The 12,934-nt window shown below is 70.8% G+C and carries 11 protein-coding genes; 9 read left to right on the top strand and 2 right to left on the bottom strand.

The features are described from left to right. The first annotated feature begins 26 nt into the window (after positions 1-26). The 7 genes from mce to AC0699_RS16385 all read left to right on the top strand — a co-directional run bounded on the left by mce (position 27) and on the right by AC0699_RS16385 (position 9,677). A complete protein-coding gene (mce, locus tag AC0699_RS16415) occupies positions 27-467 on the top strand; it encodes a methylmalonyl-CoA epimerase (protein ID WP_469768913.1) in 441 nt (146 codons plus the stop codon). Between the two features lie 173 nt (positions 468-640). Continuing rightward, positions 641-4,594 (top strand): polarized growth protein Scy, encoded by a 3,954-nt coding sequence (gene scy, locus AC0699_RS16410; RefSeq protein ID WP_478660402.1) that lies wholly within the window; start codon positions 641-643, stop codon positions 4,592-4,594. 114 nt (positions 4,595-4,708) lie between these two features. Beyond that, positions 4,709-5,647: a cellulose-binding protein gene (locus AC0699_RS16405; RefSeq protein WP_478660400.1), complete on the top strand. Its 939-nt coding sequence runs from the start codon at positions 4,709-4,711 to the stop codon at positions 5,645-5,647. Between the two features lie 177 nt (positions 5,648-5,824). Then, complete coding sequence (locus tag AC0699_RS16400) at positions 5,825-6,775, top strand: ABC transporter ATP-binding protein (protein ID WP_478660398.1); 951 nt, start codon at positions 5,825-5,827, stop codon at positions 6,773-6,775. A 3-nt stretch (positions 6,776-6,778) separates the two neighbouring features. Beyond that, complete coding sequence (locus AC0699_RS16395; RefSeq protein WP_478660396.1) at positions 6,779-7,558, top strand: ABC transporter permease; 780 nt, start codon at positions 6,779-6,781, stop codon at positions 7,556-7,558. A 140-nt stretch (positions 7,559-7,698) separates the two neighbouring features. After that, on the top strand, positions 7,699-8,850 hold the full coding sequence (locus AC0699_RS16390) for an ABC transporter ATP-binding protein (RefSeq protein WP_478660394.1): 1,152 nt from the start codon (positions 7,699-7,701) through the stop codon (positions 8,848-8,850). Then, positions 8,847-9,677: an ABC transporter permease gene (locus AC0699_RS16385; protein ID WP_478660392.1), complete on the top strand. Its 831-nt coding sequence runs from the start codon at positions 8,847-8,849 to the stop codon at positions 9,675-9,677. Before AC0699_RS16390 ends, AC0699_RS16385 begins: the two co-directional genes overlap by 4 nt. A 21-nt stretch (positions 9,678-9,698) precedes the next feature. Here AC0699_RS16385 and AC0699_RS16380 read toward each other — a convergent pair whose 3' ends face one another. After that, the gene (locus tag AC0699_RS16380) at positions 9,699-10,028 is read right to left on the bottom strand and encodes an ATP/GTP-binding protein (protein ID WP_478660390.1); all 330 of its coding nucleotides are present in this window, start codon (positions 10,026-10,028) and stop codon (positions 9,699-9,701) included. Between the two features lie 228 nt (positions 10,029-10,256). On the opposite strand from AC0699_RS16380, the gene AC0699_RS16375 reads away from it, so the two are divergent. Next, positions 10,257-11,315, top strand: a complete 1,059-nt coding sequence (locus tag AC0699_RS16375) for an LLM class flavin-dependent oxidoreductase (RefSeq protein WP_478660388.1) — start codon at positions 10,257-10,259, stop codon at positions 11,313-11,315. A gap of 128 nt (positions 11,316-11,443) precedes the next feature. Here AC0699_RS16375 and AC0699_RS16370 read toward each other — a convergent pair whose 3' ends face one another. After that, on the bottom strand, positions 11,444-11,836 hold the full coding sequence (locus tag AC0699_RS16370; protein ID WP_469768922.1) for an SCO5389 family protein: 393 nt from the start codon (positions 11,834-11,836) through the stop codon (positions 11,444-11,446). A gap of 283 nt (positions 11,837-12,119) precedes the next feature. Here AC0699_RS16370 and nucS point away from each other — a divergent pair, with 283 nt between their 5' ends. After that, a complete protein-coding gene (gene nucS, locus AC0699_RS16365; protein WP_453662324.1) occupies positions 12,120-12,782 on the top strand; it encodes an endonuclease NucS in 663 nt (220 codons plus the stop codon). Positions 12,783-12,934: the final 152 nt, after the last annotated feature.

Genomic DNA, 12,934 nt, shown 5'->3' with positions numbered 1-12,934 from the left:
CATCTTCAGAGCGCTGCACTGGACCCATGCTGACGCGAATCGACCACATTGGAATCGCCTGTTTCGACCTCGACAAGACAGTCGAGTTCTATCGTGCGACCTACGGTTTCGAGGTGTTCCACACCGAGGTCAACGAGGAGCAGGGCGTGCGCGAGGCCATGCTCAAGATCAATGAGACCTCGGACGGCGGCGCCTCCTATCTCCAGCTCCTGGAGCCCACCCGCGAGGACTCCGCGGTCGGGAAGTGGCTGGCCAAGAACGGTGAGGGGGTCCACCACATCGCCTTCGGCACCGCGGACGTGGACGGTGACGCCGAGGACATCCGCAGCAAGGGCGTACGGGTGCTGTACGACGAGCCGCGCATCGGCTCGATGGGGTCCCGGATCACGTTCCTGCACCCCAAGGACTGCCATGGAGTCCTCACCGAACTCGTCACGTCCGCGGACCCGTCCTCCGCGGAGCACTGACCTCCGGATTCCTGGCCCGGTAGAGTGGGCCGCTCCGGGCCGGGGCCGGGCCGGAGCCGTTCCGCGGCTTCGTGGTTGAGTGTCTGATCTGCCACCATTCCCCGGGGGGCCGTTCGCCGCGAACGGTTCTCGTCTGTACAGAGTCGCGACCAGGGGACGGATGGGACCGCGTAGTGCGGGGCTACGAACGCCAGGAGAGCCACCGAGCTGACGACGACCACCTCTCGCGGTTCGAAGCCGAGATGGACCGGCTGAAGACCGCGCGGGAGAAGGCCGTCCAGCACGCCGAGGACCTCGGATACCAGGTCGAGGTGTTGCGCGCCAAGCTCCACGAGGCACGCCGCGCTCTGGCGTCCCGTCCTGCCTACGACAGCGCCGACATCGGCTATCAGGCCGAGCAGCTGCTCCGTAATGCCCAGATCCAGGCCGACCAGCTGCGCTCCGACGCCGAGCGCGAGCTGCGCGAGGCCCGGGCGCAGACCCAGCGCATCCTCCAGGAGCACGCGGAGCACCAGGCCAGGCTCCAGGCCGAGTTGCACGCGGAGGCCAACCAGCGCCGCCAGCGCCTCGACCAGGAGCTGGCGGAGCGCCGCCAGACCGTCGAGGCGCATGTCAACGAGAACGTGGCGTGGGCCGAGCAGCTGCGTGCCCGTACCGAGTCCCAGGCCCGCCGGCTCCTCGACGAGTCCCGCGCCGAGGCCGAGCACGGCCTGGCCGCCGCCCGCGCCGAGGCCTCCCGGGTCGCCGAGGAGACCCGCCAGCGGCTCGGCTCCGAGGCAGAGACGGCCCGTGCCGAAGCCGAAGCAATCCTGCTGCGCGCCCGCAAGGACGCCGAGCGGCTCCTCAACGCCGCCTCCAACCAGGCGCAGGAGGCCACCAGCCACGCCGAGCAGCTGCGTTCCAGCACCACCGCCGAGTCCGACCAGGCCCGCCAGCAGGCCGCGGAACTCAGCAGGGCCGCCGAGCAGCGGCTGCAGGAGGCGGACGAAAAGCTGCGCGAGGCCCGCGCGGAGGCCGAGAAGCTCGTCACCGAGGCGAAGGACGCCGCGGGCAAGACGCTCGCGAGCGCCGAGTCGGCGAACGAGCAGCGCACCCGCACCGCCAAGTCGGAGATCGCCCGGCTGGTCGCGGAGGCCACCAAGGAGTCCGAGGCCCTCAAGACGGAGGCCGAGCAGGCGCTCGCGGACGCCCGTGCCGAGGCGGAGAAGCTGGTCGCGGAGGCCGGGGACAAGGCCCGTACGGTCGCCGCCGAGGACTCCGCCGCGCAGCTCGCGAAGGCCGCCCGTACCGCCGAGGAGGTCCTGAACAAGGCCTCCGAGGATGCCAAGAACACCACTCGCAAGGCCGCCGAGGAGGCCGAGCGGATCCGCCGCGAGGCCGAGGCCGAGGCGGACCGGCTGCGCGCCGAGGCCCATGACACGGCCGAGGAGCTCAAGGGCGCCGCCAAGGACGACACCAAGGAGTACCGGGCCAAGACGGTCGAGCTGCAGGAGGAGGCGCGCCGGCTGCGCGGCGAGGCCGAGCAGCTGCGCGCGGAGGCGGTCGCCGAGGGCGAGCGGATCCGCAGCGAGGCGCGCCGCGAGGCCGTCCAGCAGATCGAGGAGGCGGCCAGGTCCGCCGAGGAGCTGCTGACCAAGGCGAAGGCCGACGCGGACGAGGTCCGTTCCGGGGCGACCGCGGACAGCGAGCGGGTCCGTACGGAAGCGATCGAGCGGGCGACGACGCTGCGCCGGCAGGCCGAGGAGACGCTGGAGCGCACGCGCGCCGAGGCGGACCGGCTGCGCGCCGAGGCCGAGGAGCAGGCCGATCACACCCGCGCCGAGGCGGAGTCCGCCGCCCGTGAGACGCGCGAGGAAGCGGCGCGCGCCGCCGTCGCGCGGCGCCGGGAGGCCGACGAGGAGCTGACCCGGCTGCACACGGAGGCGGAGTCCCGTCTCGTCTCTGCCGAGCAGGCGCTCTCCGAGGCTCGCGGTGAGAGCGAGCGGATCCGTCGTGAGGCCGCCGAGGAGACCGAGCGGCTGCGCACCGAGGCAGCCGAGCGGATCCGTACGCTCCAGGCGCAGGCCGAGCAGGAGGCCGAGCGGCTGCGCGACGAAGCGGCTGCGGACGCCTCGGCCTCGCGCGCCGAGGGCGAGGCCGTGGCGGTTCGGCTGCAGACCGAGGCCGCCACCGAGGCCGAGCGGCTCAGGACGGAGGCGCAGGAGAGCGCGGACCGGGTCCGCGGCGAGGCGGCGGCCGCCGCCGAGCGGGTCGGTCAGGAGGCCACGGAGGCGCTGGCCGCCGCGCAGGAGGAGGCGAACCGGCGTCGGCGGGAGGCCGAGGAGATCCTCACCGCGGCCCGCACGGAGGCGGACCAGGAGCGTGACCGGGCCCGCGAGCAGAGCGAGGAGCTGCTGGCCTCCGCCCGCAAGCGGGTCGAGGAGGCACAGACCGAGGCTCAGCGGCTGGTCGAGGAGGCGGACCGGCGGGCCACCGAGATGGTGTCCGCCGCCGAGCAGACCGCCCAGCAGGTGCGGGACTCCGTGTCCGGTCTCCAGGAGCAGGCCGAGCAGGAGATCTCCGGGCTGCGCAGCGCGGCCGAGCACGCGGCGGACCGTACGAGGTCCGAGGCACAGGAGGAGGCGGACCGGGTCCGCGCCGACGCGTACGCGGAGCGGGAACGGGCCACCGAGGACGCCAACCGGATCAAGGCGCGCGCCGACGAGGAGTCCGAGGCCGCGAGGGTGCTCGCCGAGCGGACCATGGCCGAGGCGATCGCCGAGTCGGAGCGGCTTCGCTCGGACGCCGCGGAGTACGCGCAGCGGATGCGTACGGAGGCGTCGGACGCGGTCGCCACCGCCGAGCAGGACGCCGCGCGTTCCCGCGCCGAGGCCCGCGAGGACGCCAACCGCATCCGTTCCGAAGCTGCCGCGCAGGCCGACCGGCTGGTGGGCGAGGCGACGAGCGAGAGCGAGCGGATCACCACCGAGGCGTCGGAGCTGCTGTCGCTCGCCGAGCAGGACGCGGCCCGGCTGCGTACCGAGGCGGAGCAGGTCAAGGCCGATGGCGAGGCGCAGGCCGAGCAGCTGCGGGCCGCCGCCCGCGCGGACGGCGAGCAGGTGCTGGACGAGGCCCGCAAGGCCGCCGACAAGCGCCGTGCGGACGCGGCCGAGCAGGCCGACCAGCTCATCGCCGAGGCGTCCGGGGAAGCCGAGCGGCTGCGTGCCGAGGCGGCCGAGACCGTTGGCTCCGCCCAGCAGGCCGCCGAGCGCATCAGGACCGAGGCGGAGCGGCTGCGTGCGGACGCCGAGAGCGCGGCGGAGCAGACGCGCTCCGAGGCCCGTGGGGAGGCCGACCGTACGCTCGACGCGGCCCGTCAGGACGCGGCGAAGCGCCGTGCCGACGCGGCGGAGCAGGCGGACCAGCTCGTCGCGAAGGCCCAGGAGGAGGCGCTGCGCGCCACTACCGAGGCCGAGTCGCAGGCCGACACGATGGTCGGCGCGGCCCGCAAGGAGGCCGAGCGGCTGGTCGCGGAGGCGACCGTCGAGGGCAACTCACTGGTGGAGAAGTCCCGTACGGACGCCGACGAGCTGCTGGTGGGGGCGCGCAGCGACTCGACCGCCATCAGGGAGCGCGCGGAGGAGCTGCGTACGCGCATCGAGGCGGAGATCGAGGAGCTGCACGACCGGGCCCGCCGGGAGTCCGCCGAGCAGATGAAGGCGGCCGGCGAGCGCTGCGACCAGCTGGTGAAGGCCGCGACCGAGCAGCAGGCCGAGGCCGAGGCGAAGGCCAAGGAACTGGTCTCGGACGCCAATTCGGAGGCCGGCAAGGTCCGGATCGCCGCGGTGAAGAAGGCCGAGGCGCTCCTCAAGGAGGCCGAGCAGAAGAAGGCCGAGCTGGTCCGCGAGGCCGAGAAGGTGAAGGCGGAAGCGGAGCGCGAGGCCGAGCGCATGATCACGGAGGGCCAGCGGGAGCTGGACGTGCTGGTGCGCAGGCGCGAGGACATCCAGGCGGAGATCTCCCGTGTCCAGGACGTGCTGGAGGCGCTGGAGTCCTTCGAGGCGCCGTCCGGCGGCAAGGAGGGCGGGGTCAAGGCGGGTGCGGCAGCAGGGGTTACACGTTCGAGTGGCAAGTCGTCCGACGGCTAGCCACTCAAAAGGCTGGACATTCTCCATATCAAACGGGCATACGCTCGATGACACGCCGCTTCGGCCCCTAGGATTCCCTCTAACACCTCACCGGTCTCATTCGACAGGAACCCCATGAGCGACACTTCCTCCCCCTTCGGCTTCGAGCTCGTGCGGCGTGGGTACGACCGCGGTCAGGTGGATGACCGCATTACCAAACTCGTCGCCGATCGTGACAGTGCTCTCGCACGGATCACCTCTCTGGAAAAGCGCATCGAGGAGCTCCACCTCGAGACGCAGAATGCCCAGGCCCAGGTCAACGACGCGGAACCGTCGTACGCGGGACTCGGTGCGCGTGTCGAGAAGATCCTCCGCCTCGCCGAGGAGGAGGCGAAGGACCTGCGCGAGGAGGCCCGTCGCGCCGCCGAGCAGCACCGCGAGCTCGCCGAGTCGGCGGCCCAGCAGGTGCGCAACGACGCCGAGTCGTTCGCCGCCGAGCGCAAGCAGAAGGCCGAGGACGAGGGCGTCCGGATCGTCGAGAAGGCCCAGGGCGAGGCGAGCTCGCTGCGCGCCGAGGCGCAGAAGGACGCGCAGTCGAAGCGCGAGGAGGCCGACGCCCTCTTCGAGGAGACCCGCGCCAAGGCCGCCCAGGCCGCCGCGGACTTCGAGACGAACCTGGCGAAGCGCCGCGAGCAGTCCGAGCGTGACCTGGCGTCGCGCCAGGCGAAGGCGGAGAAGCGCCTGGCGGAGATCGAGCACCGCGCGGAGCAGCTGCGCCTGGAGGCCGAGAAGCTGCGTACGGATGCGGAGCGCCGCGCCCGTCAGACGGTCGAGACCGCGCAGCGCCAGGCCGAGGACATCGTGGCCGACGCGAACGCGAAGGCGGACCGGATCCGTAGCGAATCGGAGCGCGAGCTGGCGGCGCTGACGAACCGTCGCGACTCCATCAACGCCCAGCTGACCAACGTCCGCGAGATGCTGGCCACGCTGACCGGTGCGGCGGTCGCCGCGGCGGGCACGCCGGCCGACGACGAGCCGATCTCCCGCGGCGTCCCGGCCCAGCAGAGCCGCTGACGCGTCTGCGACACGCCTACGAGGCCACGCCCGTGCCCGGCGCCTGCAAAGGTGCCGGGCACGGGCGTTTGCGTCTGCGGACGGTGGGCCGGCGGCAACCGCGGGGGTCCGCAGGCGTCAGCCCCCGGTCATCGAAAGCGGTGGCAGAGGACACCCCCCCGCACGTAGCGTGAACGCATGATCGAGCTCGAAGGTCTCACCAAGCGCTTCGGCACGAAGGTCGCCGTCGACCATCTGTCCTTTCAGGTCCGGCCGGGTGTGGTGACCGGCTTCCTCGGGCCCAACGGCGCGGGCAAGTCGACGACGATGCGCATGATGCTCGATCTGGACAACCCCACGAGCGGGACCGTCCGGATCGACGGCAAGCACTACCGGGACCTTCAGGAACCGCTCAAGTACATCGGCGCACTGCTGGACGCCAAGGCGATGCACGGCGGCCGCAGCGCCTACAACCATCTGCTCTGCCTCGCCCAGGCGAACCGGATCCCGGAGAGCCGGGTGGCCGAGGTCCTCGACGTGGTCGGGCTGACGCCGGTGGCGAAGAAGAAGTCCAAAGGATTTTCGCTCGGTATGGGGCAGCGGCTGGGAATCGCCTCCGCGCTGCTGGGCGATCCGGAGATCCTGATGTTCGACGAGCCGGTCAACGGGCTGGATCCCGAAGGAATTCACTGGATCCGCAATCTTATGAAGACCCTCGCCGCCGAAGGCCGGACGATCTTCGTTTCCTCGCATCTGATGAGCGAAATGGCCCTCACCGCCGATCACTTGGTCGTGATCGGGCAGGGCAAGCTGCTCGCCGACACCTCGATGGCCGATTTCATTCATCAGAACTCGCGCAGTTATGTACGGCTCCGCTCACCGCAGCAGGAGCGGCTGCGCGACATACTCCACGAATCGGGCCTGACGGCCATCGAGGCGGGCAACGGGACGCTGGAGATCGACGGCGCCACCACCGAGCAGCTCGGTGAACTGGCCGCACAGCACCGGATCGTGCTGCATGAGCTGAGTTCCCAGCGCGCCTCACTGGAGGAGGCCTTCATGCAGATGACGGCAGGCGCGGTGGAGTACCACGCACACTCCACCGCCGGTCACGGCCCCCAGTGGGCCCCGCGCAACGAGGGAGCCTGACCCATGGCCTCGGTACCCGCCGTCCTCCAGTCCGAGTGGACCAAGATCCGTACGGTCGCCTCCACCACATGGACGCTCGTGAGCGCCTTCGTCGTGACGGTCGCCGTCGGCGGGCTGCTCTGCGCGCTGCTGGCCTCGACCTTCGACGATCTCCCGGCCGCCGAGCAGGCCACGTTCGACCCGACGCTCATCAGCTTCTCCGGGATGGTGCTCGGCCAGCTGGCGATGGTCGTCTTCGGCGTCCTCGTCGTCGGTACGGAGTACAGCAGCGGAATGATCCGCGCCTCGCTCGCCGCCGTCCCGCAGCGTGCCACGTTCCTCTTCGGCAAGATCCTGGTGGCCGGGCTGCTGGCGCTGGTGGTGGGGATGGCGACGAGCTTCCTCAGCTTCTTCCTCGGCCAGGCGCTGCTCGGCGACCACCGCACCTCGATCACCGAGGAGAACGTGCTGCGTGCGGTGATCGGCGGCGGCCTCTACATGGGCCTCATCGCGGTCTTCTCGATGGGTGTCGCGGCCATGCTGCGCAGTTCGATGCTCTCGCTCGGCATCCTGATGCCGTTCTTCTTCCTGGTCTCCCAGATCCTGTCGGCGGTGCCGTACGCGAAGGACGTCGCCCGCTACTTCCCGGACCAGGCCGGCTCGAAGATCATGCAGGTGGTCCCGGAGGCGATGAACAGCGAACCGGCGCCCTACGGCCCGTGGGGCGGGCTCGGGATCATGCTGATCTGGGTGGCGGCGGCACTGCTGGGCGGCTTCCTGGTCCTCAAGAAGCGGGACGCATGACGGGTCGTGCATCGATGTGACGGACTTCCAGGGCTTGGCCGGAACCGTCAAGGCCTGGATATCCTCCTAACTCTTACGGGGGGCCTGTGGCCATGTCCGGTCCGTGCCCCGACGACCTGAACTGTCGATGGGGCTGGAGAATGATCGAGGCAGTCGGCCTGACGAAGCGCTACGGCGCCAAGACGGCCGTGTACAACCTTTCCTTCCAGGTACGGCCCGGTGCCGTCACCGGCTTCCTCGGGCCCAACGGCTCCGGCAAGTCGACGACCATGCGCATGATCCTGGGCCTGGACCAGCCGACTTCCGGCCATGTCACGATCGGCGGCTACCCCTTCGGGAAGCTGCCCAACGCGCCCCGACAGGTCGGCGCGCTGCTCGATGCCAAGGCCGTGCACGGCGGCCGGAGCGCACGGAACCATCTGCTCTCCCTCGCCCAGCTGTCCGGTATTCCGGCCCGCCGGGTCGACGAGGTCCTCGGCGTGGTCGGTCTGCAGGATGTCGCCAAGCGGCGTTCCAAGGGCTTCTCGCTGGGTATGGGGCAGCGGCTCGGCATCGCGGCCGCGCTGCTCGGCGACCCGCAGGTGCTCCTCTTCGACGAGCCGGTGAACGGCCTCGACCCCGAGGGCATCCTCTGGGTGCGCAATCTGATGAAGCAGCTGGCCGCCGAGGGCCGTACCGTTTTCGTCTCCTCGCATCTGATGAGCGAAATGGCCCTCACCGCCGATCACTTGATCGTGATCGGGCGCGGTCAGCTGCTCTCCGACATGAGCGTCAAGGACTTCATCTCGCACAACTCGGCGGACTTCGCGCGGGTGCGTACGCCGCAGACCGAGCCGCAGCAGCGGGAGAAGCTGACCACCGTCCTCACCGAGGCCGGCGGGCAGGTCATGCCCGAGCCGGACGGGGCCCTGCGGGTGACCGGTCTGGCGCTGCCGGCGATCAGTGATCTGGCGCACGACGCCGATGTGCGGCTGTGGGAGCTGTCGCCGCACCAGGCCTCCCTGGAGGAGGCGTACATGCGGATGACGCAGGGCGCCGTCGACTACCGCTCGACGGACGACCAGAAGGCCGGTCTGATGCAGCAGCAGCCGATGGGGTACGTGCCGCCGCAGCCGGTCGTCCCCGAGGTGCCGCAGCAGGGCTGGTACGCCCCGCCGCCGCCCGGACAGAACCCGTACGCGACTCCCCCGGCCTCGGCCCCGGCCGCCGCACCGGTCGCTCCGCCGGCCGCCGCCACTCCCGCCTCCGCCCCCGCAGACCTGACCAAGAGCAACAACGAGGACGCCCGATGACGACCCCGTACCAGCAGCAGGGCGCGTACCCGCAGGGCACGTACAGCTCCCCGATTCCCGTGCGGGCGGCGCACCTCGGTGATGCGCTCGCCTCCGAGTGGACGAAGATCCGCTCGGTCCGGTCCACCATGTGGACGCTCGGCGTGATGATCGTGCTGATGGTGGGCATCGGCCTGCTCTCCGCCTTCGCCGTGGCCTCCTCCGACGCCGAGCTGGGCGAGGAGTCCGTTCTCAGCCTCGGGTTCTTCGGCGTACTGCTCGGCTCGATCTGTGTGATCACGCTCGGCGTGCTGACCATCGCGTCCGAGTACGGCACCGGAATGATCCGTACGACCCTGACCGCCTGCCCCAGCCGCGGCCGGGTGCTGACCGCGAAGGCGATCGTCTTCTTCGGGCTGGTCTTCGTGATCACGACGGTGACCGCCGGCATCGTCGGTGCCCTGCAGACCTCGATCGTGGACAGCGGCGTCACCACCGGCGAGGACTGGTTCCACGCGACGGTCGGCATCGGTCTCTACGTCGCCCTGCTCGGCCTGCTCTCGCTCGCCGTCGGCGCACTGATCCGGCACTCGGCGGGCGCCATCACCATCATGATCGGTCTGGTGCTGCTGCCGCTGGTGCTGGCGCTGTTCATGTTCTCGCCGTCGCTGCGGGAGGTGCAGGAAGCGCTCTTCGAGTACTCGATCCCGAGCCAGCTGGGCGTCCTCTACAACGCTCCGGTGACCGAGTCCGGCCCGACCGGCTGGGATCCGCTGTGGATCATGCTGGCGGCCACGGCCGTCGCGATGACCGGAGCCTTCTTCTCCCTCTCCAAGCGCGACGTATGAGCGTCTGAGCCTGTTCGGTACTCAGTGCCGAGGTGCGTTACGGGACCGCTGCACCCGCGAGGTGCGGCGGTCCTTCGCGTTCCAGCACGCCTTGTGCCAGTGCCGCCGGTCGTCCACGCCGCCGTACTCCGGCCACGCCACCACATGCGGCGTCCCGGAAGGGATCTCCTGGTCGCAGCCGGGGCAGCGGTACCGCTTGCCGACGGTGTTCGCCCCGGCGACATGGCGTACGGACCACTCCTCGCCCTGCCAGCTCTCGGTCCGCTGCACCCCGCCGTAACGGTCGCCCGCCTCGCCTGCGGGGCCGGACGGCTTCTCGCCGCCGCGAGGGCGGTTTCGGCGCGGGGACACGTGACACCTCACTGAGCACTGAGCACTGAGCAGACCGGGCAGTTCCCTTCCAGCCTACGGTCCGCCGCTGTGGGTACACGTCCTGCACGGCGCCGGACCTGACCACCCACAGGGGCCAGTTACCGGAAAATCGCAACAATTTCACGAGTGGCCGTGCCTTTGGCACGTGTCAGACGTTGTTGCCTGTGTGGGGGGAGTGCCGCGTCGGCCGCAAGGAGGCAAAAGGCGATGCGCGTTGGAGCTTTTGTACTGGCCGCCCAGTTCCCGGGCCAGGGCCAAGGGGAGGCACTGCACCGGGCGGTGCGGTCCGCGGAGGCCGCGGAGGCGGCCGGTCTCGACTCGGTCTGGCTCGCCGAGCACCACTTCGTGCCGTACGGGGTGTGTCCGTCGGCGGTGACTCTGGCCGCGCTGCTGCTCGGCCGCACGGAGCGGATCCGGGTGGGCACGGCCGTGAGTGTGCTGCCCACCGCCCACCCCGTCGCACTCGGCGAGCAGGCGGCGCTGCTGCACCTCACCTCCGGGGGGCGGTTCTCCCTCGGTGTGGGCCGTGGCGGCCCCTGGGTCGATCTGGAGGTCTTCGGATCCGGTCTCGCGGCGTACGAGAAGGGATTCCCCGAATCGCTGGATCTGCTGCTGCGTTGGCTGCGCGACCCCCGTGTCTCGGCCGAGGGGGAACGATTCACTTTCCGTGAAGTCCCCGTCGTACCACGGCCGGACGAGCTGCTCTGCGGCAGCGGCGAAGGCCCCGGGGATCCGGACGGTCCCGAGGGTCCGGAGGTGGTCGTGGCGTGCACCTCCCCCGCCAGCGTGCGGCTGGCGGCCGAGCGTGGACTGCCGATGCTCCTCGGGATGCACTGCGGCGACGAGGAGAAGGCGGAGATGGTCGCCCTGTGGCGCAGGCACGCCCTCGCCGCGGGCCGGGCGCCGGAGACGGTCGCGCGCGCCGGCCATGTGTCGGCCGGTGTCGCGCAGATCGCGGACAGCCGTGCGGCGGCGGAGGAGACTCTGGTCAAGGCCATGCCCGGATGGCTCAAGCAGGGGCTGGACGCCCATGTCACGGTCGACGGCAGGCAGCGCTCGATGCGCGATCCCGTGGCGTACACGGAGCTGTTGTGCGGGCTGCATCCGGTGGGCCCGCCGCGGCTGGCGGCCGACCGGCTCGCCGCGACCTCGGAGCGCACCGGCATCACGCGCTTCGCCCTGCTGGTCGAGGGCTCCGGCGATCTGGCGGCCACGGAGGACAACGTGCAGCGGCTGGGCGCCGACGTGCTGCCGCTGCTCCACTGAGCGGGCGGGGTGAGCTTGCGGGCCGCACTTCCGTACGGCCCGCACTCCTCCACCGGCCCGTCGTCCGGAAGATGCTGCCGCTCCGGCGTGCATGAAGCCCACCGGGGTGCGGAGCGGCAGCAAAGGCATCAGCAGTCGCGCAGTTCGGGCGACTGGTTGAGCAGCTGGGCCCTTACGGAAGTGAAGCGGGCGAGCCGCTCGTCCACCGAGGGGTCCAGTGGGAACACCGCGACGCGGTGGCAGTTCTGGAAAGCGAGTCGTACTCCGAAGTGCCGCTGCAGCGCACCCCGGATGGCGTCACTCGCGAGCGCGCGCAACAGCTGACCACGTGCCTGCTCGTCCGGCGGCGGCGTCTGGTTGTCGGCGAACTGACCGCCGTCCACCTTCAGCTGAGCCACCAGAGAACTGATCATCTCCCATGCATAGGGCAGGGAGGTCCGGACGCAGTCGACGAATGCAGCTTCGTCGACCTCGCCTCGCTCGGCCTGTTCCAACAGCGCCGGTGAGACGTCGAGCGACATGGGTTCTCCTCTCGCGACCCCGATGAACGAGGTCTTACGGGCAGGGAAGGAGGCGACGGCGCACGACTGAGTACGCCGCTCACGACGACGCAGCGTGCACGACCGGCGACCTCCTGCTTCCACGTTAGGCGCGCTGTCTGGTCCGCACCAGGAGAATGGGAACACAACCGGCCAATTACGAAGGGGACAAGAGGGGCGAGCCGGAGGGTCCCGGCCAGGGGCGGCGTCGGGCGAAGGTGCGCGAATCGCGCGGGCGGGGCCCGGTCGAGTAGCGTTGCGCCCCATGCGTCTCGTCATCGCCCGCTGCTCCGTGGACTACGCCGGCCGGCTCACCGCCCACCTGCCCACCGCCCCCCGTCTGATCCTGGTCAAGGCAGACGGCAGTGTCTCCATCCACGCGGACGACCGGGCGTACAAACCGCTGAACTGGATGTCGCCTCCGTGCACGCTGAAGGAGGGCGACGACAGCGTGTGGACGGTGGTCAACAAAGCAGGCGAGAAACTGATCATCACCATGGAGGAGATCCTCCATGACTCGTCGCACGAGCTGGGTGTGGACCCGGGTCTCATCAAGGACGGCGTGGAAGCGCACCTCCAGGAGCTCCTCGCGGACCGGATCGAGACACTCGGCGAGGGCTACAGCCTGATCCGCCGCGAGTACCCCACGGCCATCGGCCCGGTCGACATCCTGTGCCGGGACTCCGACGGGGCGACGGTGGCGGTGGAGATCAAGCGGCGTGGCGAGATCGACGGTGTCGAGCAGCTCACCCGCTACCTGGAGCTGCTGAACCGCGATCCTCATCTGGCCCCGGTCCGCGGCGTCTTCGCGGCCCAGGAGATCAAACCCCAGGCCCGCGTCCTGGCGACGGACCGCGGCATCGGGTGCGTGGTGCTGGACTACGACGCCCTACGCGGCATCGAGGACGACAAGCTGCGCCTGTTCTGAGGCTGTCCGAGGGGGCGTGGGGGGGGGGGGGGGGGCCCCCCCCCCCCCCCCGGGGGGGGGGGGGGGGGGGGGGGTGGGGTTGTCCCCTTGCGTGCCCGCGACCCCGTCTCGTGTTTCCCCACCGCCCCCCCTGCCGCCCTCCTCAACCCCCC

The organism is Streptomyces sp. NPDC043870 (assembly GCF_056435785.1).
Note: the sequence above shows the minus strand (reverse complement) of the source record. Positions and strands in the feature narration are given on the sequence as shown.